A 20,006-nucleotide genomic window follows, 5' to 3' on the forward strand; every position below is an offset into this window, starting at 1 on the left:
ACGAATAGCACGGAAGATTCCGTCCCGTTAGGGTGAACTAAGAGGCACAAGCAACCCCAGGGGGCCGCAATGCAAACACCCGTCCAGGAAAAACCCTCCACCGCAGCCGGGTCCGGCGCCGCCGGCTCCGGCCAGAGCGGGCAAACAAAGTATGACTTCATGGTGGTCTCGAACAGGCTGCCCGTTGACCGCTGCGCTCCCGGCGAAAGCGGCGACGACGGCTCCGGCTGGCGCCGGTCCCCCGGCGGCCTGGTGACCGCACTGGCACCGATGATGACCAAAACCGACGGCGCATGGGTGGGCTGGCACGGCGCCCCGGACGAGACGGTACAGCCCTTCAGCCACGGCGGCATGGACCTGGTCCCGGTGCAGCTCAGCGCCGACGACGTCGAGCTCTATTACGAGGGTTTCTCCAATGCCACGCTGTGGCCGCTCTACCATGACGTCATCGCCCCGCCTGAGTTCCACCGGACGTGGTGGGACGCCTACCGCAAAGTCAACAGAAGGTTCGCCGACGCCGTCATACGCCATGCTGACGAGGGCGCCACGGTGTGGATCCAGGACTACCAGCTGCAGCTGGTGCCCCGGATGCTGCGGGAAGCGCGGCCGGACCTCCGGATCGGTTTCTTCAACCACATTCCGTTCCCCCCACCCGAGATCTTCGCGCAGCTGCCATGGCGGCAGGCCATCATCGACGGCCTCCTCGGCGCAGATCTGGTGGGCTTCCAGCGTGCCAGCGACGCCGGAAACTTCATGCGTTCGGCCCGCCGCTTCCTCGGCGCCAGCGTCAAGCAGCAGCAGGTGCACGTCAAGGGCCAAGACGGCGAAATCACGCACATCGCCCGTGCCCAGGCGTTCCCCATCTCCATCGACGTCCAGCAAATCAGCGAGCTGGCCCAAAAGCCGGAGATCATTGAGCGGGCGCGCCAGATCCGCCAGGACCTCGGCAACCCGAAAACCATCCTGCTGGGCGTGGACCGCCTGGACTACACCAAGGGCATCCGGCACCGGCTGAAGGCGTTCGAGGAGCTCCTGGCCGACGGCAAGCTGTCCGTGGCTGACGCCACCCTCATCCAGGTTGCCAGCCCCAGCCGCGAGCGCGTTGAGCAGTACCGGCTCCTGCGGGAGGAGGTGGAGGGCACTGTGGGCCACATCAACGGCACCTACGACACCCTCGAGAACACCGCGGTCCGGTACCTGCACCACAGCTACCCCGTGGAGGAGATGGTGGCCCTGTACCTGGCCGCCGACGTCATGCTGGTAACCGCACTGCGGGACGGCATGAACCTGGTGGCAAAGGAGTACGTCACGGCCCGCACCAACAACGACGGCGCACTGGTGCTCAGCGAGTTCGCCGGTGCCGCCGACCAGCTCAAGCAGGCCCTCCTGATGAACCCGCACGACATCGATGGCCTGAAGGGCGCGATCATGCGGGCTGTGGAGATGTCGCCCCGGGACGCCTCCCGGCGCATGCGGGCCATGCGCAAACAAATCCTTGAGCACGATGTGGACTACTGGTCCGCGGAATTCCTGCGTGCCCTCGATGAGAAAGCAGTCCGCGATGACTCCTGACGGCCGGGCCGGCAACGGCAAGTTGGCACTGACGCCGGAGCTTCGCGAGGCCCTCCGCCGAGTCGCTGCGACAGACCATCTGCTGGTGGCCATGGACTTCGACGGCACCATCGCGCCCATTGTGGGCCACGCCGACGACGCCCGCCCCCTTCCGCGCGCAGCCACGGCCTTCGCCGGGCTCGCCGTGCTGCCCCGCACGACGACGGCACTCATCTCGGGACGCGCCCTCGCCAGCCTCCGTACCGCAGCATCGCCGCCGGTGGATACCCTGCTGATCGGCAGCCACGGGGCAGAGGCCTGGCTGGGGCCGGGGTCTGCCGGCCTGTCGCTCGATGATGACCAAAAGGCTTTACTGGCCGAGGTCCGCAGCATCCTGGCGGAGATCGTCGCCGAGGCGCCCGGCACCATGCTAGAAGACAAGCCGGCCGGGGTGGTCCTGCATACCCGCCAGGCGGAGGACGACGTCGCACAGGACGCGGTTTCGGCCGCGCGTTCGCTGCTGCAGGACCGCAAGGGCGTCTTCCTCAAGGACGGAAAGCGGGTCCTGGAAACATCTGTGGTGAACGCCTCCAAGGGAGAGGGGGTTACGTTCCTGCGCCAGGTCACCGGGGCGACGGCCGTGCTGTTTGCCGGGGACGACACCACAGACGAGGATGCGCTGGCCCGCCTGGAGCCAGGGGACGTGGGCGTGAAGGTGGGCCTTGATTTCACCCAGGCCCAGTACCGCGTGGAGGCACCCGTGCACGTGGCGGAGCTGCTGGAGGTGCTGCTTCACGAGCGGACCCTGGCTGTCGCCGAGGAAGACCAGCAGGGCTTCCAGGGCAGAAGTTGAGCAAGGTCATATGTGACGTCCGTAACATTTGGGACGAAAAGCACAACATCTGACATACTCTTGCTTGTGATGTGGCGCACAAGCACCGTGCGGCGTCACTTGGCGCTCTGAAGCCTTGGTTGAAGATCGTCTGCAGCACAAAACTGAACAAACATGAACCATTCACAACGGATCGTCCGGCACGTACCTGCCGGTGAAGGGATTGATAACTGTGGCTACAGTTACTTTTGATAACGCTACGCGTCTGTACCCGGGCACAGAAAAGCCCGCCGTCGATAAGCTCAACATCGACATCGCCGATGGCGAATTCCTGGTCCTCGTTGGACCCTCCGGTTGCGGCAAGTCCACCTCCCTGCGCATGCTCGCCGGGCTCGAGGACGTCAACGCCGGCCGCATCCTCATTGGCGACCGGGACGTCACCGACGTTCCGCCGAAGGACCGCGACATCGCGATGGTTTTCCAGAACTACGCGCTGTACCCCCACATGACTGTTGCCGACAACATGGGCTTCGCACTGAAGATCGCCGGCGTTTCCAAGGAGGAGCGCGCCGAGCGCGTCCGCGAAGCCGCCAAGCTCCTTGACCTCGAGCCTTACCTCGACCGCAAGCCGAAGGCACTCTCCGGCGGTCAGCGCCAGCGTGTTGCCATGGGCCGCGCCATCGTGCGTAACCCGCAGGTCTTCCTCATGGATGAGCCGCTGTCCAACCTGGACGCCAAGCTCCGTGTGCAGACCCGCACCCAGATCGCATCCCTGACCCGCCGCCTGGGCGTCACCACGGTATACGTGACGCACGACCAGGTCGAGGCAATGACCATGGGCGACCGCGTGGCTGTGCTGAAGGACGGCCTGCTGATGCAGGTTGACACCCCGCGCAACCTCTACGACAAGCCCAAGAACGTCTTCGTTGCCGGCTTCATCGGCTCCCCCGCCATGAACCTGCTCGAACTGCCGGTTGTCGACGGCGGCGTACAGTTCGGCGGCACTGTTTACCCGGTACCCCGCTCCGTCCTCGAAGAGGCACACGGCTCCACCGTGACCCTGGGCTCCCGCCCGGAGGACCTCGAGACCGCTCCGCACGGTGAAGGCCTGAAGGTAGAGGTCGACGTCGTCGAGGAGCTCGGTGCCGACGCTTACGTCTACGGCCACACCACGCTTGACGGCAAGGACCACGACATCGTGGCACGCGTCGACGGCCGCCGCCCCCCAATGAAGGGCGAGTCCATCTACGTCCGTCCGCAGTCGGGCCACGTGCACCTGTTCGACACCAAGACCGGCCTGCGCCTGGGCGACTGATCCCCACCGGTACCCTAACCTCGCTTCGCTTCGGCCAGGGAACCCTGCCGGCGTGGGCCCTGGTTAGCGACGGCGGCCCTCCTTACTGGACGGCCGCCGTCGGCCTTTAACTGCGGCGGCGGAAGAATTAGCTGGCCACGCCTATGTACGGAAGAATTGGCTCATGACCGAGGAATACAGCGCCCAGTGGCACGATGAACCCACCGACTATGCGCAGGTGGGGAAACTGCCCCGGTTCGTGGCTGCCAGCGCGGACGACGGCAAGCTCGCTTCGGTCTCCAGTTCCCTGAACATCACGGCAGCGGCGGCCGACCCTGAACTGCTCGACCTGCCGTGGCACATCGCGCTGGAGGACTGGCCGGCAGAGAACCTGGCCGCACTCCCCCGCGGCATCTCCCGGCACATCGTCCGCTTCGCCCACCTCGGCGGCTCCGTGATCGCCATCAAGGAAACCTCCGAGCACGTCGCCCGGCATGAATACCACATGCTCCGCAAGCTGGCCCGGCTGGACGTTCCGTGCGTGGAGCCCGTCGCCGTAATCACCGGCCGCACCACGCTGGACGGGCGTCCGCTGGACCCGGTGCTGGTGACCCGGCACCTGAAGTTCTCCATGCCGTACCGTGCCCTGTTCTCGCAGATGCTCCGCAAGGACACGCTCACCCGCCTCATTGACGCGCAGGCGCTGCTGATGGTGCGGCTGCACCTGATCGGTTTCTACTGGGGTGACGTTTCGCTGTCCAACACCCTGTTCCGCCGCGACGCCGGCGCCTTCGCGGCCTATTTGGTGGACGCGGAAACCGGTGAGCTCTACCCGGACCTGTCCACCGGCCAGCGCGAGTACGACCTGGAAATTGCCCGGGTGAACATCGCAGGCGAACTGATGGACCTGCTGGACGGCGGACTCATCGAGGAAAAAGTGGACCCCGTGGCCACCAGCGAGCTGATCATGGACAGCTACCGCCGCCTGTGGGCCGAGCTCACCGAAAAGGAATCCTTCGAACTGGGGGAACGCTGGCGCGTGAGTGCCCGCATCCGCCGGCTCAACGAACTCGGGTTCGACGTCGAGGAATACGCCATCAAGACCACCCAGAACGGGTCCACCATCCAGCTGCAGCCCAAGGTGGTGGACGCCGGGCACCACCAGCGTCGCCTGCTGCGGCTCACGGGTATCGACGCGCAGGAGAACCAGGCGCGCCGGCTCCTGAACGACATGGACTCCTTCCGGGCGGACAACAATCCGGACATGGATGAGGAGTACAGCGCGCACCTCTGGGTCAGCCAGATCTTCGAGCCGATCGTCCGATCCATTCCACGGGACCTCTCCGGCAAGCTCGAGCCCGCTGAGGTTGTGCACGAGGTCCTGGAGCACCGCTGGTACATGTCCGAAAAGCAGGAGCGGCACATCCCCCTGGCGGAAGCAGTGCAGTCCTACATTGACTCCATCCTCCGGCACCGCCGGGACGAGGCCGCGATCATGCTCAACCCTGACACCGGGATGCTGAAGATCCTCGAAGTGGAGACGGAAGAGTCACGCTACGGCGACGACGAGTCGATCGACGAGTACCCGGACTCGGACGACTAAGGCTAAATCGCCTTCCCGGGATTCAGGATGCCGGCAGGATCGAACAGTTCCTTGATCCTGCGCTGGAGCTCCCGGACCGGTTCCGGCTGCTCCTGGCCCAGCCACCGCAGTTTGTACTGCCCTACGCCGTGTTCCCCGGTAATGGTTCCACCCATCTGCAGGGCTGCCGTGATGGATTCGTCCAGTACTTGCTGCAGCCGCGCCATTGCACCCGGATCCGCCTTGTTCTCCTTCCGGTTTATCCAGAAGGTGGGGTGCAGGTTGCCGTCACCGGCGTGTGCCACCACCTTCAGGTTCACACCGTTGCCGGCGGCCATGCCCTCAAGGGCAGCGACATAGTCAACGAGGCTCGAGCGGGGCACGGCGACATCCTCTCCCACCCGGTACTCGTCGTCGACTTCCACGCCCCGGCTGTGGCGCCGAAGCTCCACCAGCCGTTCTGCCTCCGTGCTGGCCTCGGTGGTGACAGTCGCCCCGCCGGCCTTCAGGACTTCCCGGACCACTTCCGCCTCGGCGGCAGCGCCGAAGCCGTCCGTCTGGATCAGGAGCAGCGACCGGCCGCGCGCCGTAAGGTCCGAGCCGTGGATCTCGTCCAGCTGGGCCAGCGTACCGCCGTCGAGCAATTCCATAATGGCGGGCTGGACCCGCGCCCTGCCCACGGCCAGTACGCCTGCGGCGGCGAGACGGAAGTCCGGGTAAAAGGCAGCAACAGTGTGCACTTCCCGGGGAAGGTACTTCAGGCGCACCGTCACTCCTACCACGATGCCGAGCGTTCCCTCCGAGCCGACGAACAGTCCGGTCAGGTCATAGCCTGCCACGCCCTTGAAGGTCTGGTGGCCGGTATGGATGAGCGAGCCGTCCGCCAGCACTACGTCCAGCGCGAGGACCGAGTCCCTGGTGACTCCGTACTTGGCGCACCGCAGGCCGCCCGCGTTGGTGGCCACGTTGCCGCCAATCGTGGAGCTGCGGAAGCTGGCCGGGTCCGGCGCATACATCAGGCCATGCGCCGCTGCTGCCTCGTTGAGGACGGCGTTGATAACTCCCGGTTCCACCACTGCCGTTTCGTCGTCAGGATTCAGTTGCAGGATCCTGTCCATGCGCTCAAGGGACAGGATGATGCAGTCTTTGGTGGCGTGGGCGCCGCCGGACACTCCCGTTCCGGCACCCCGCGGCACTATCGGCACGGCGCCGGCAGCGCAGATTTTCACCACTGCCTGTACGTCTGCCACTGATTCCGGGAACACCACTGCCAGCGGGAGCTGGTAATCGAGGATGGGCGCCTGGTCCACCGCGTACCGGCTGAGGGTTGCTTCCGTCCGGTCCACCTGGCCGGCCGCCAGCGTGGTTTCCAGTTCCTCAACTACGCTTCCCACGAAGCCTCCATCCGTCGTCGCACATGTCCCACCAGTGTAGGACGGCGCCTTGCGGCTTGAGGGCGGGCAGCTCCCAGCGGCGGTGCGAGGGTGAGCGATCTTTTGCAAGCGCTTCCAGTCCTGGACTGCTATAAGGCATTCCCGCTGGGCCATTACTCGCGCTAAAAGCATGGAAGCGTTTCCAAGATTGGCTGTGAACAAGCTAAGCTTACTTCCATGTCTGTCGAAACTGTGACGCCCACCACCGCGCCCCACACCGGGCCGCTGACCCTGATCCACTCGGAGGACAGCCAACCCGGCTGGTGGCGCTCGGCCGTGATCTACCAGGTGTACCCGCGCTCGTTCCGCGATCTCAACGGCGACGGCGTGGGAGACATTCCCGGTATCACGGAGGAACTGCCGCACCTGGCCGAGCTCGGGGTCGACGCCGTTTGGCTGTCGCCCTTCTACCGTTCCCCCCAGCGCGATGCCGGCTATGACGTCAGCGACTACTGCGACGTGGACCCGCTCTTCGGCACCCTCGGGGACTTCGACGTCATGATGGCAGAATCCCACCGGCTGGGACTGCGCGTGATCGTGGACCTCGTGCCCAACCACTGCTCTGACCAGCACGTGCTGTTCCAGGCAGCCCTCGCGGCGCCGGCGGGAAGCCCTGAGCGGGAAATGTTCATTTTCCGGGACGGCGAAGGTCCGGAAGGCCACCAGCCGCCCAACAACTGGCAGTCCCACTTCGGCGGCCCCGCATGGACCCGGGTAACCGGGCCCGACGGCCAGCCTGACCAGTGGTACCTGCACCTTTTTGATTCCTCCCAGCCCGACTTCAACTGGGACAACCCGGCCGTCCACATCGAGTTCGAACGGATTCTGCGGTTCTGGCTGGACCGGGGCGTCTCCGGTTTCCGCGTGGACGTGGCTCACGCGCTGGTCAAGGCTCCGGGGCTCCCCGCCTGGGGAGGACGGGCCGACGGCGGAAGTTCAGACGGGTTCCCGGGCCACGAGGCACCCATGTTCGGCCAGCCGGCCATCCACGACATCTACCGTGCCTGGCGGCGAATCCTTGACCTATACGGCCCCGACCGCATCCTCTGCGCAGAAGCCAGCGTGGACCTCCCCCGCCTTGCGCACTGGGTCAGGTCCGACGAGATGCACCAGGCGTTCAACTTCCCGTACTTGCATGCAGGCTTGGACGTGAACCGTCTGCGGACGGTCATCACGGATTCCCTCACCGTCTTGGGTGCCGTCGGTGCTCCAAGCACCTGGGTGCTTTCCAACCACGACGTCGTCCGCCACGCCACCCGCTTCGGCTACAACGGGCAAGGGCCACGAGATGGTGACGGGATCGGCCTGGCCGATCCGCAACCTGACACGGCGCTGGGCCGGCACCGGGCTGCTGCCGCTTCGCTGTTTATGCTGGGGCTGCCCGGGGCTGCTTATCTATACCAGGGCGAGGAGCTTGGGCTGCCTGACGGCATCGACATCCCTGAGCACCAGCGCCAGGACCCCACCTTCGCCCGGACAGGCGGGCAACGGCTGGGCCGTGACGGTTGCCGCGTTCCCTTGCCGTGGCGGGCCGATGAACCGCACTTCGGCTTCGGCTCCGGCAACGACCCCTGGCTGCCGATGCCATCATCCTTCGCTGGATTGGCCCGTGACCTGCAGGCCGGCCTGCCGTCGTCGCACCTGTCCCTGTACCGGAACATGCTGGAGATCCGCCGCGGACTGGACCTGGGCCGCGGATCCTTGGCATGGGCGGAGGACTGGTGCACAGGGTCGTCCCTGGCGTACGTCAACGGCACTACGCTAGTGCTTATGAACCTCAACCACGAGCCGCTGGAAATGCCCGCGGGCCAGGTCCTCGTCCGCAGCGCGTCTTCGGGTCTGGAGTCTTCCGGGTGGGACGGCCTGCTGGCTTCGGGCGAAACCGCCTGGATCCGGATTGGACCGGACACCTCCGCCAATTGAGCATGGCCGGCATAAAGGACGTCGCAGACAAGGCGGGTCTATCCGTCGCAACCGTCTCACGGGCGCTCAGCGGAAAATCAAACGTCTCCGCCAAGAGCCGGAAACTCGCGCTGGAGGCGGCGGGGGAACTGGGGTTTGTGCCGTCCTATCACGCCTCCAGCCTGGCCTCCGGGCGGAACCACAATATTGGCCTGGTGGTGCCCTCCATCCACCGCTGGTATTTCTCTTCAGTGCTGGAGGGTGCGTCTGCCACCCTTTTGGATGCCGGTTTCGACCTGACGCTCTACAACGTGGGCGACCAGCCGGAGCGCCGGCAAAGCGTGCTGAACGACTTCCTGCTCCGGAAGCGTCTCGACGCTGTGATCGCCGTGGCGCTGGTGCTCAGCGACGATGAGATCCAGCAGCTGTTGGCTGTCCACCGCCCCATTGTGGGCATTGGCGGCACGCTGCCCGGAGCGTCCACGATCAGGATCGACGACGAGCGTCTGGCCAGGATGGCCACCGACCACCTCATCAGGCTGGGACATACCCGGATAGCCCATGTCACCGGCGATGCGGCCATGAATCAGGACTTCAAGCTGCCGGGCATCCGGCAGGCAGGCTACCAACAGGCTATGGATGCCGCTGGCTTGCAGGTCCGGCCGGAATGGCAGATCACCGCCGACTTCACTGTCCATGGCGCCTACACCGCTGCCCGCCGGCTGTTGGGCGCTTCAACGGAGCGCCCCACGGGTGTCTTCGCCGCCTCCGACGAGATGGCGGTAGGCACCATTCTGGCAGCCCGGGACTTCGGCCTGCAGGTTCCCCGGGATCTCTCGGTGGTAGGCATGGACGGGCACGAACTGGGCGAGACCTTCGGCCTGACCACCATCGATCAGGACCCTCGCGGGCAGGGCGCCCTCGCCGCCAGGACCGCGCTGCAGTTACTGGAGCCTAAGAGCGGATCCGACGACGGCCCGGTACCACCGCGAGCCGACCAGGAGTTCCGGACGGAGTTCGTCATCAGGACCAGCACAGCTGTGCCGCCGGACGAATCCGGCCGCAAGCGGCCCTGACCTTCCTTCCTGCGGCCGTGCGTCAGGCCTAAGCCTCGCCGGCCCCCGGGACGCCCATAAAGCGGCTATACCTGGCAAGGATCAGTGGCCAGGCGGCAACGTATTGGGCTCGGGTTGCGGACGGGTTCTCGGCCCCTTCCCAGCCGTCGTGGAAGATGCGTACTTCCGTGCCCTCCTCCACTGCCCGAAAGGCCACGAGCAGCTCGGTGGACCACATCGCATTGGAGCCCGGGTGCCACGTCGCGTGAAAGGACAGCGGCGGCTGCCAGTCGTCCAGCGTCCCCCAGATGCTGGTCCGGCCGTCATCGGCGGTTTCGAGGATGAGGTTCTCCTCGAACTCGACATAGGATCCCGTCCCGTACACGCCGAGGGTATCGAAGGGCCACCAAAGGTGCGTGTGGTCGGTGAAGCCCGCGAAGGCATGGGCCACGCTTCCTGGCACTACCACTGTGTTGACGACGGGCTCAAGGAGCTCGAATGAGCTCCTGTCATCGCTTCCGAACGGTTCGCTGCCATGGCTGAAGAGGCTGTTCATGGTGCTCCACTCTACCCGCGCAGCCCGCCCTGCAACGCCCGCTCACCTGCTGGCTTCTGCCGCTGCTGCGCTGCCTCATGGTGGTTAAAGTGGTAGGGCCCTGACGTGGTGTCAGGGCCCTACTCTAATTTATGTCCGGCGGTGACCTACTCTCCCACACCCTCCCGGGTGCAGTACCATCGGCGCTGTGGGTCTTAGCTTCCGGGTTCGGAATGGGACCGGGCGTTTCCCCCACGCTATGACCGCCGTAACCCTTGCTCCGCACCCTGGCCCCGGGGCGTGCCCGGGCGGGTGGGAAATTTTTGGTTACAACATCGCTCCGTGTGTTGGAGCTGTGGTGTTGTTATTCAGTTATCGGTTCTCAAGCAACGGGTTTGTTGTTCGGGAACCACATAGTGGACGCAAGCAGTCTTGTTTATCTTTTACCACCCTCTTGGGTGCAAACCTCTTTTGAAGGATTGGTTTGCGGGGGTGGTGTGTGGTGTAAGTTATCGGCCTATTAGTACCGGTCAGCTTCACGAGTCGTTAGTCCTCGCTTCCACATCCGGCCTATCAACCCAGTGGTCTGGCTGGGGGCCTCTCACACACAAGGTGTATGGAAATCTCATCTTGAAGCGAGCTTCCCGCTTAGATGCTTTCAGCGGTTATCCCATCCGAACGTAGCTAATCAGCGGTGCACTTGGCAGTACAACTGACACACCAGAGGTTCGTCCGTCCCGGTCCTCTCGTACTAAGGACAGCCCTTCTCAAATTTCCTGCGCGCGCAGCGGATAGGGACCGAACTGTCTCACGACGTTCTAAACCCAGCTCGCGTACCGCTTTAATGGGCGAACAGCCCAACCCTTGGGACCTACTCCAGCCCCAGGATGCGACGAGCCGACATCGAGGTGCCAAACCATGCCGTCGATATGGACTCTTGGGCAAGATCAGCCTGTTATCCCCGAGGTACCTTTTATCCGTTGAGCGACGGCCATTCCACAATGTACCGCCGGATCACTAGTCCCGACTTTCGTCCCTGCTCGAGATGTCTCTCTCACAGTCAAGCTCCCTTGTGCACTTACACTCGACACCTGATTGCCAACCAGGCTGAGGGAACCTTTGGGCGCCTCCGTTACTTTTTAGGAGGCAACCGCCCCAGTTAAACTACCCATCAGGCACTGTCCCTGACCCGGATTACGGGCCGAAGTTAGATGTCCAAAGTGACCAGAGTGGTATTTCAACGATGACTCCACCCGAACTGGCGTCCGGGCTTCAACGTCTCCCACCTATCCTACACAAGCCACTCCGAACACCAATACCAAACTATAGTAAAGGTCTCGGGGTCTTTCCGTCCTGCTGCGCGTAACGAGCATCTTTACTCGTACTGCAATTTCGCCGAGTTTATGGTTGAGACAGCGGGGAAGTCGTTACTCCATTCGTGCAGGTCGGAACTTACCCGACAAGGAATTTCGCTACCTTAGGATGGTTATAGTTACCACCGCCGTTTACTGGGGCTTAAATTCTCAGCTTCGCCTTGCGGCTAACCGGTCCTCTTAACCTTCCAGCACCGGGCAGGAGTCAGTCCGTATACATCGTCTTGCGACTTCGCACGGACCTGTGTTTTTAGTAAACAGTCGCTTCCCCCTGGTCTCTGCGGCCCCGATCCCCTCCCACCAGCAAGTGGTGTTCAAGGTTGGGGCCCCCCTTCTCCCGAAGTTACGGGGGCATTTTGCCGAGTTCCTTAACCATAATTCTCTCGATCGCCTTAGTATTCTCTACCTGATCACCTGTGTCGGTTTGGGGTACGGGCGGCTAAAACCTCGCGTCGATGCTTTTCTCGGCAGCATAGGATCACCAAATCCCCCCAAACGGGGGTCCCATCAGATCTCAGGCATCATGAACAGCGGATTTGCCTACCGTTCGCCCTACATCCTTAGACCGGGACAACCATCGCCCGGCTTGGCTACCTTCCTGCGTCACACCTGTTAATACGCTTGCCTCCCAGGATCAGGTCCTGCGCTCCACCAAAACCCTCACACCACAAGGGTGATCGGGCAGGTCTCGGGCAGTTAGTATCCCCTGTTCAGCATGGGCGGTTTTTCGCCGGTACGGGAATATCAACCCGTTGTCCATCGACTACGCCTGTCGGCCTCGCCTTAGGTCCCGACTTACCCAGGGCAGATTAGCTTGACCCTGGAACCCTTGATCATTCGGCGGACGGGTTTCTCACCCGTCTTTCGCTACTCATGCCTGCATTCTCACTCGTGTAGGCTCCACCGCTGGTTTACACCGCGACTTCACTGCCCACACGACGCTCCCCTACCCATCCAGACGCCTGAACCACAAGGGCTTAGCTAATATCTGAATGCCACAACTTCGGCGGTGTACTTGAGCCCCGCTACATTGTCGGCGCGGAATCACTTGACCAGTGAGCTATTACGCACTCTTTTAAGGATGGCTGCTTCTAAGCCAACCTCCTGGTTGTCTTCGCAACTCCACATCCTTTCCCACTTAGCACACGCTTAGGGGCCTTAGTTGGTGGTCTGGGCTGTTTCCCTCTCGACTATGAAGCTTATCCCCCACAGTCTCACTGCTGCGCTCTCACTTACCGGCATTCGGAGTTTGGCTGACGTCAGTAACCTTGTAGGGCCCATTAGCCATCCAGTAGCTCTACCTCCGGTAAGAAACACGCAACGCTGCACCTAAATGCATTTCGGGGAGAACCAGCTATCACGAAGTTTGATTGGCCTTTCACCCCTACCCACAGCTCATCCCCTCCATTTTCAACTGAAGTGGGTTCGGTCCTCCACGACGTCTTACCGTCGCTTCAACCTGGCCATGGGTAGATCACTTCGCTTCGGGTCTAGATCACGCCACTGCAACGCCCTATTCAGACTCGCTTTCGCTACGGCTTCCCCACACGGGTTAACCTCGCGACGTAACACTAACTCGCAGGCTCATTCTTCAAAAGGCACGCCGTCACCAGAATCAGACTGGCTCCGACGGATTGTAAGCACACGGTTTCAGGTACTGTTTCACTCCCCTCCCGGGGTACTTTTCACCTTTCCCTCACGGTACTGGTCCGCTATCGGTCATTAGGGAGTATTTAGGCTTATCAGGTGGTCCTGACAGATTCACACGGGATTTCTCGGGCCCCGTGCTACTTGGGATACTCATCCAGGCGGTACACAACATTTCGGTTACGGGGCTCACACCCTCTCTGGCCGGCCTTTCAAGACCGTTCACCTATGCCTGCACATCACACCCCACCAGCCCGGCAGAACTGGTATGGAAAGTCCCACAACCCCGACCATGCAACGCCCGCCGGCTATCACACATGGAACGGTTTAGCCTGATCCGCGTTCGCTCGCCACTACTAACGGAATCACTATTGTTTTCTCTTCCTGCGGGTACTGAGATGTTTCACTTCCCCGCGTTCCCTCCACGCACCCTATGTGTTCAGATGCGGGTCACCAGGCGACTCGCGCCCCTGGCGGGGTTTCCCCATTCGGACACCCTGGGATCACAGTCCGGTTATCGACTCCCCCAGGCTTATCGCAGATTCCTACGTCCTTCTTCGGCTCCTAATGCCAAGGCATCCACCGTGTGCTCTTAAAAACTTGACCACAAAGATCAAAAAACTACTTCACGAGAGAACCACGAAAACCAACCACACCCCAACACCCCAAAGGGCATCAACAGCGCAGCCAGATCCAGGTTCATATTCTTGGAAATTGCTTCTTATAAAAGATGCTCGCGTCCACTATGTAGTTCTCAAACAACAACCCCAAACCACACACCCCACACACAAACGTGCATGATCGGTACGGCCAGGAAAACCAGAAACACAAGTCCCGGGCAAAAACCCGGTCCTGTTGCCTCAGGACCCAACAGTGTGCCAAACACCACCCAACAACCCGGACCAGCAAGCGTTCCTGAACCAACCCCCCAAAGGAGATCAACCCGTACTAACCACCAGACCGCGCCACCAGGCACCTATTCATTGATATTCCACCCTTGAGCACCCGCCGCAGAACAAACGTCTGCGCAACGGGCATATACTCCTGACAAACCCCACCACCCACATACATGAGGACGGCGCTTGTAGGTGCTCCTTAGAAAGGAGGTGATCCAGCCGCACCTTCCGGTACGGCTACCTTGTTACGACTTAGTCCCAATCGCCAGTCCCACCTTCGACAGCTCCCTCCCACAAGGGGTTAGGCCACCGGCTTCGGGTGTTACCAACTTTCGTGACTTGACGGGCGGTGTGTACAAGGCCCGGGAACGTATTCACCGCAGCGTTGCTGATCTGCGATTACTAGCGACTCCGACTTCATGGGGTCGAGTTGCAGACCCCAATCCGAACTGAGACCGGCTTTTTGGGATTAGCTCCACCTCACAGTATCGCAACCCTTTGTACCGGCCATTGTAGCATGCGTGAAGCCCAAGACATAAGGGGCATGATGATTTGACGTCGTCCCCACCTTCCTCCGAGTTGACCCCGGCAGTCTCCTATGAGTCCCCACCATCACGTGCTGGCAACATAGAACGAGGGTTGCGCTCGTTGCGGGACTTAACCCAACATCTCACGACACGAGCTGACGACAACCATGCACCACCTGTAAACCGACCGCAAGCGGGGCACCTGTTTCCAGGTCTTTCCGGTTCATGTCAAGCCTTGGTAAGGTTCTTCGCGTTGCATCGAATTAATCCGCATGCTCCGCCGCTTGTGCGGGCCCCCGTCAATTCCTTTGAGTTTTAGCCTTGCGGCCGTACTCCCCAGGCGGGGCACTTAATGCGTTAGCTACGGCGCGGAAAACGTGGAATGTCCCCCACACCTAGTGCCCAACGTTTACGGCATGGACTACCAGGGTATCTAATCCTGTTCGCTCCCCATGCTTTCGCTCCTCAGCGTCAGTTAATGCCCAGAGACCTGCCTTCGCCATCGGTGTTCCTCCTGATATCTGCGCATTTCACCGCTACACCAGGAATTCCAGTCTCCCCTACATCACTCTAGTCTGCCCGTACCCACCGCAGATCCGGAGTTGAGCCCCGGACTTTCACGGCAGACGCGACAAACCGCCTACGAGCTCTTTACGCCCAATAATTCCGGATAACGCTTGCGCCCTACGTATTACCGCGGCTGCTGGCACGTAGTTAGCCGGCGCTTCTTCTGCAGGTACCGTCACTTTCGCTTCTTCCCTACTGAAAGAGGTTTACAACCCGAAGGCCGTCATCCCTCACGCGGCGTCGCTGCATCAGGCTTGCGCCCATTGTGCAATATTCCCCACTGCTGCCTCCCGTAGGAGTCTGGGCCGTGTCTCAGTCCCAGTGTGGCCGGTCACCCTCTCAGGCCGGCTACCCGTCGTCGCCTTGGTGAGCCATTACCTCACCAACAAGCTGATAGGCCGCGAGTCCATCCAAAACCACAAAAAGCTTTCCACCCCCCACCATGCGATGAGGAGTCATATCCGGTATTAGACCCAGTTTCCCAGGCTTATCCCAGAGTCAAGGGCAGGTTACTCACGTGTTACTCACCCGTTCGCCACTAATCCCCCCAGCAAGCTGGAGATCATCGTTCGACTTGCATGTGTTAAGCACGCCGCCAGCGTTCATCCTGAGCCAGGATCAAACTCTCCGTTGAAGTAAAACAAAAACAGAAACCACCCGGAAACCACGGAAATAACGCAGCAACCAGACAGCAAAAATTTGAAACCAGCTGTAAAAACCAGACCACCCACAGGGGCGGGCAGTCCGATCAATTCAACCAATCACTAAAACAATTGGTATCAACAAACTTGGCACACTATTGAGTTCTCAAACAACAGACACACCCGGCACCACCACAACAACAAAGTCAAGGATCGCTCCGGAGCAACTTTTCAAACTTACCCGCTGGCTTCTCACTTGTCAAACCGGCGTCCGCGACGATCTGCACCGTGAGGCTTGATTGTCGGTTTTTCCGTCTGACTCGGTGGAGCAGCGCGGAAATAAACTCTACCACCACTCTTCCCAGATGGCCAACCCGGCTTCGAGACTCCCACAGGGCAACCGGTGCCGGCCGCGAAAAGGCCCGGAACCGCAAGGATTCCGGGCCTTCCCGAAAAGGACTGCCGCAGCAATCAGCCCGCGGCTGATGGTCCCGGCTTGAAGTACGCGGCACCGAGCGGCGGCAGCGTAACGCTCAGGGTGGCCGGCTGTCCGTCCTGTCCCTCATCCGTCGCCTTCAGCTCGCCGTTGTTCAGCACGCCGGAGCCGCCGTAGGTCGTGGCGTCGGTGTTGAGCACTTCCGTCCAGGCACCTGCCTCCGGCACTCCCAGGGTGTAGCCGGCATGCGGCGCCCCGGAGAAGTTGATGGCGCAGACCAGAGGGTTGCCTTCCTTGTCCCAGCGGATGAACGACAGCACGTTGTTGTCTGCGTCTCCCCCGTTGATCCACTGGAAGCCGCCGGGCTCGTTATCGCGGGCGTAGAGAGCCGGCGTGGATGCGTAGAGCTCGTTGAGGTCCTTGGTCAGCAACTGCAATCCCTTGTGCGCGGGGATGTCGGCGAGCCACCAGTCGAGCCCGTGCTGTTCGGACCATTCCGCTTCCTGGCCGAACTCTGTACCCATGAAGATGAGCTGCTTGCCCGGGTGGGCCCACTGGTAGGCGAAGAACGCACGCAGGTTGGCAAGCTGCTGCCAACGGTCGCCGGGCATCTTCCGGAGCATGGAGCCCTTGCCGTGGACTACCTCGTCATGGCTGATGGGGAGCAGGAAGTTCTCGGTGAAGGCGTAAACCAGGGAGAACGTCACGGTACCGTGGTGCCACTTGCGGTTGATGGGCTCCTCGGAGGCGTACTTCAAGGAGTCGTGCATCCAGCCCATGTTCCACTTCAGGCCAAAGCCCAGGCCACCGTGGGCAGTGGGCGCGGTGACGCCGGGGAAGGCGGTTGACTCTTCAGCGATCATCACAGCACCGGGATGCGTCTTGTACACGGTGGCGTTGACTTCCTGGAGGAAGGAGATTGCTTCCAGGTTTTCCCTGCCGCCGAAGCGGTTGGGCCGCCACTGTCCCTCTTCGCGGGAGTAGTCCAGATAGAGCATGGAGGCGACGGCATCCACGCGCAGGCCGTCAATGTGGAACTCGTCCAGCCAGTAGAGTGCGTTGGCCACGAGGAAGTTGCGGACTTCGGTGCGGCCGAAGTCGAAGATCAGCGTGCCCCAGTCAGGGTGCTCACCAAGGGCCGGATCAGCGTGCTCGTACAGCGGCTCGCCGTCGAACTGGGCCAGGGCCCAGGCGTCCTTGGGGAAGTGCGCGGGCACCCAGTCCAGCAGGACTCCGATGCCGGCCTGGTGGAGTGCGTCCACCAGGTACCGGAATTCGTCCGGGTGGCCGAACCGGGAGGTAGGGGCGAAGTACGAGGTGACCTGGTAGCCCCACGATCCGCCGAAGGGGTGTTCCGCCACCGGCATGAATTCCACGTGGGTGAAGCCAAGCCACTTGACGTAGTCCACCAGTTCCTTGGCGAGTTCCCGGTAGCCGAGCCCTAGCTTCCATGAACCGAGGTGGACTTCGTAGACGCTCATGGCCGAGTTGTGCGGATCCCGCTTGGCCCGGGCTTCCATCCATTCGTCGTCCTTGAACGCGTAGGAGGGTTCAACGACCCGTGAGGCCGTCAGCGGTGGAACCTCGGTTCCGAAGGCGAGCGGGTCAGCCTTCTCCACCCAGTGGCCGGACTTGGTGCGGATTTCAAATTTGTAGCATGCCCCTGCTACAACCCCGGGGATGAAAACTTCCCATATGCCGGAGGAGCCGAGGGAGCGGAGCGAGTTTTCGCGCCCGTCCCAGGCGTTGAAGTCACCGATGACGCGTACAGCCTGCGCGTTGGGCGCCCAGACGGCAAAGGAGACGCCGTCAACGTCTCCCAGGGACGACTTGTAGTGCTGGACATGGGCGCCCAGCACTTCCCAGAGTTTTTCGTGCCGGCCTTCACCGATGAGGTGCAGGTCAACTTCGCCGACGGTGGGCAGGTAGCGGTAGGGCTCATCCACGGTGACCGGTTCAGCATCCGGGTAGGTAACGGCCAGGCGGTAATCCGGGACGTGCCCCTGCTGCAGCGGCTCCAGAACGGCCACCCACACGCCGTGGGCTTCATGTTCCATGGGGAATTCGCCGGCCGCGGTGATGACGGTGACGGCTTCGGCCAAATGCTTCACGGTTCGGATGGTGACGTGCCCGTAGTCGTCCAGGTGCGCGCCCAGGATGGAATGGGGTGCGTGGTGTTCACCGTTCGCGATCTTGCCCAGAGTGCCTGCATCCACGTGCAGGGGCACCCCCGGACGATCCGTTCGTGCTGAGCCTGTCATTTCATTACCTTCCGATGCTGCCCCGGCTTGGTCGCCGGCGCCGTTACCGCTGAGGAGTCGCCTGGAGGCGTTCACAGGGATCGCCAGCCAGTCCGGCCTGTTCCGCATTTCATAAACTACTTCGTACAGGGCCTTGTCCAGCCACAATGCCACAAACAGGCGCGATTCCCTGTGGACCGTACCCGGAGTGACCTCCGCATAACCGGCGAGGAACGCCTCGGCGCAGTCATCAACCCAGGAGGCCGGCACCTGGGCGCCTTCCTGCTCGCGCTGGGCAGCTCCTGCCGCGTAGTCGAAGGACCGCAGCATGCCCACGACGTCCCGCAGGGGAACATCGGGAACGTTCCGCTCCGCGATGGGGCGCAGCGGTTCGCCTTCAAAGTCGAGGATCGCCCACCGCGGCGGGTTTCCTGCCTGTCCGGGGACCTGAAGGATTTGGCCAAGGTGAAGATCGCCGTGGATCCGCTGGAGCGGACCGGTCGGCACGGCGTCGAGCCCGTTCAGCAGATCGTCCAGCGCTGCGTCATAGGGGCCGACGGCGGAGGCGGCTTCTGCCCAGGCCTGCCGGACGCGCTGGGCTACTGCAGGGGCAATCGCCTTTCCGGGTTCTGCTTCCGCGGTTTGCCCGAGCGCTTCAGCAAGCCGGCGGTGGACTGTGGCCGTGGCGGCGCCGAGGGCGCGGGCCTCGGTCGTAAAGTCCGTTCCGGACCTGGCCGCGTCAACAGCCAGGCGCCAGGCATCCCGGCCGCCGGCCAGGAACTCGTGCGCTACCGCCAGCTCCCCCTGGACGTACCGCGAGCCGGAGCCCGGGCCGTCGGAGGAGGGCCCGCCCTGCTTCAGCCATTCGCCCCGAACCCAGCCCAGGGTGGCTGGCACTTCGGTGGTTCCCGCTGAGGTAAGGGCGGCACCTACTTCGACCTCGGGGTTGGTCCCATCCGAGAGGACGCGGAAGAATTTCACAATGGCGGCCGACTCGCCGTCGTCCACAATCACTGAACTGTTGGACTGCTCACCCGAAAGGACCTTGACCACTCCGCGGGCGGTGGGAAGACGGTGGTTTCCCCGGGTGCGGAACCCGGTGGCGGTGCCGTTGGGCGCCTTTTCCTCGCCGCGCATCAGGTCGAGCCAGCCGCCAACAAAGTCCGGATCGTGCACGGCGTCGTAGACCCATGGCCTGGAGGGATCCGTGCCCGCGGCCTCCCCCACCAGCGCGCGTTCCATGCCGGCCGCCGGCGCGGGCCTGAAGCTCAACGGGACCTGGACCACGTCGGTGCGGCGGCCGCCGTCGGGTCCCTTGGTGGTCACTCTCAGGAGGAACACTGCGAGCCCGGCGTGGCCGGAAGGATCCTCCAGCCCCAGGCTGCCGGCCTGGGACAGCTCAAAAGCGGGCGTCTTTACGGGAAACCAGCGTTGCTTCGGAAGCCATTCCTGGAGCAGCGCGGTCAGGGCGGGGGTAAGGATGGGCTGGTTCATG

9 protein-coding genes and 3 rRNA genes are annotated in these 20,006 nt (G+C 62.6%); 6 read left to right on the top strand and 6 right to left on the bottom strand.

All coding sequences use genetic code 11. From position 1 onward, the window contains the following. Nucleotides 1–69 precede the first annotated feature (69 nt). The 4 genes from QFZ70_RS14200 to QFZ70_RS14215 all read left to right on the top strand — a co-directional run bounded on the left by QFZ70_RS14200 (nt 70) and on the right by QFZ70_RS14215 (nt 5,280). Nucleotides 70–1,572, top strand: a complete 1,503-nt coding sequence (locus QFZ70_RS14200; RefSeq protein ID WP_307096522.1) for a trehalose-6-phosphate synthase — start codon at nt 70–72, stop codon at nt 1,570–1,572. Beyond that, complete coding sequence (otsB, locus tag QFZ70_RS14205; RefSeq protein ID WP_307096524.1) at nt 1,562–2,404, top strand: trehalose-phosphatase; 843 nt, start codon at nt 1,562–1,564, stop codon at nt 2,402–2,404. The genes QFZ70_RS14200 and otsB overlap by 11 nt, the downstream gene beginning before the upstream one ends. Nucleotides 2,405–2,615: 211 nt before the next feature. Continuing rightward, nucleotides 2,616–3,698 carry an ABC transporter ATP-binding protein gene (locus tag QFZ70_RS14210; RefSeq protein WP_142043703.1) on the top strand — a complete coding sequence of 361 codons (1,083 nt, stop codon included), beginning with the start codon at nt 2,616–2,618 and terminating at the stop codon, nt 3,696–3,698. Between the two features lie 163 nt (nt 3,699–3,861). After that, nucleotides 3,862–5,280: a DUF4032 domain-containing protein gene (locus tag QFZ70_RS14215; RefSeq protein ID WP_307096527.1), complete on the top strand. Its 1,419-nt coding sequence runs from the start codon at nt 3,862–3,864 to the stop codon at nt 5,278–5,280. A 2-nt stretch (nt 5,281–5,282) separates the two neighbouring features. Here the strand turns inward: QFZ70_RS14215 and QFZ70_RS14220 are convergent, their stop codons facing one another. Next, nucleotides 5,283–6,653: an FAD-binding oxidoreductase gene (locus tag QFZ70_RS14220; protein WP_307096529.1), complete on the bottom strand. Its 1,371-nt coding sequence runs from the start codon at nt 6,651–6,653 to the stop codon at nt 5,283–5,285. Between the two features lie 216 nt (nt 6,654–6,869). Between QFZ70_RS14220 and QFZ70_RS14225 the strand changes: the two genes are divergently transcribed. Then, nucleotides 6,870–8,615, top strand: a complete 1,746-nt coding sequence (locus tag QFZ70_RS14225) for a glycoside hydrolase family 13 protein (protein ID WP_307096531.1) — start codon at nt 6,870–6,872, stop codon at nt 8,613–8,615. A gap of 2 nt (nt 8,616–8,617) precedes the next feature. Continuing rightward, nucleotides 8,618–9,670: a LacI family DNA-binding transcriptional regulator gene (locus tag QFZ70_RS14230; protein ID WP_307096533.1), complete on the top strand. Its 1,053-nt coding sequence runs from the start codon at nt 8,618–8,620 to the stop codon at nt 9,668–9,670. Between the two features lie 28 nt (nt 9,671–9,698). On the opposite strand, the gene QFZ70_RS14235 is transcribed toward QFZ70_RS14230, so the two are convergent. The 5 genes from QFZ70_RS14235 to QFZ70_RS14255 all read right to left on the bottom strand — a co-directional run bounded on the left by QFZ70_RS14235 (nt 9,699) and on the right by QFZ70_RS14255 (nt 20,005). Beyond that, nucleotides 9,699–10,205, bottom strand: coding sequence for a hypothetical protein (locus tag QFZ70_RS14235; protein WP_307096534.1), 507 nt, complete (start codon nt 10,203–10,205; stop codon nt 9,699–9,701). A gap of 133 nt (nt 10,206–10,338) precedes the next feature. After that, nucleotides 10,339–10,455 (bottom strand): 5S ribosomal RNA (gene rrf / locus QFZ70_RS14240). A gap of 228 nt (nt 10,456–10,683) precedes the next feature. Further along, nucleotides 10,684–13,810 (bottom strand): 23S ribosomal RNA (locus QFZ70_RS14245). Nucleotides 13,811–14,303: 493 nt separating this feature from the next. Next, nucleotides 14,304–15,828, bottom strand: a 16S ribosomal RNA gene (locus tag QFZ70_RS14250). The 16S, 23S and 5S rRNA genes sit together here, the layout of an rRNA operon. 478 nt (nt 15,829–16,306) lie before the next feature. Continuing rightward, nucleotides 16,307–20,005 carry a 1,4-alpha-glucan branching enzyme gene (locus QFZ70_RS14255; RefSeq protein ID WP_307096536.1) on the bottom strand — a complete coding sequence of 1,233 codons (3,699 nt, stop codon included), beginning with the start codon at nt 20,003–20,005 and terminating at the stop codon, nt 16,307–16,309. Between the last annotated feature and the right edge of the window lies 1 nt (nt 20,006).

The organism is Arthrobacter sp. V1I9 (assembly GCF_030817075.1).
Classification (GTDB): domain Bacteria; phylum Actinomycetota; class Actinomycetes; order Actinomycetales; family Micrococcaceae; genus Arthrobacter.

Bases quoted from the DNA above. Each gene is read 5' to 3' on its own strand.
- QFZ70_RS14200 (WP_307096522.1), top strand. From the start codon at position 70: ATGCAAACACCCGTCCAGGAAAAACCCTCCACCGCAGCCGGGTCCGGC.
- otsB (WP_307096524.1), top strand. From the start codon at position 1,562: ATGACTCCTGACGGCCGGGCCGGCAACGGCAAGTTGGCACTGACGCCG.
- QFZ70_RS14215 (WP_307096527.1), top strand. From the start codon at position 3,862: ATGACCGAGGAATACAGCGCCCAGTGGCACGATGAACCCACCGACTAT.
- QFZ70_RS14225 (WP_307096531.1), top strand. From the start codon at position 6,870: ATGTCTGTCGAAACTGTGACGCCCACCACCGCGCCCCACACCGGGCCG.
- QFZ70_RS14230 (WP_307096533.1), top strand. From the start codon at position 8,618: ATGGCCGGCATAAAGGACGTCGCAGACAAGGCGGGTCTATCCGTCGCA.
- QFZ70_RS14235 (WP_307096534.1), bottom strand. From the start codon at position 10,205: ATGAACAGCCTCTTCAGCCATGGCAGCGAACCGTTCGGAAGCGATGAC.
- QFZ70_RS14255 (WP_307096536.1), bottom strand. From the start codon at position 20,005: ATGAACCAGCCCATCCTTACCCCCGCCCTGACCGCGCTGCTCCAGGAA.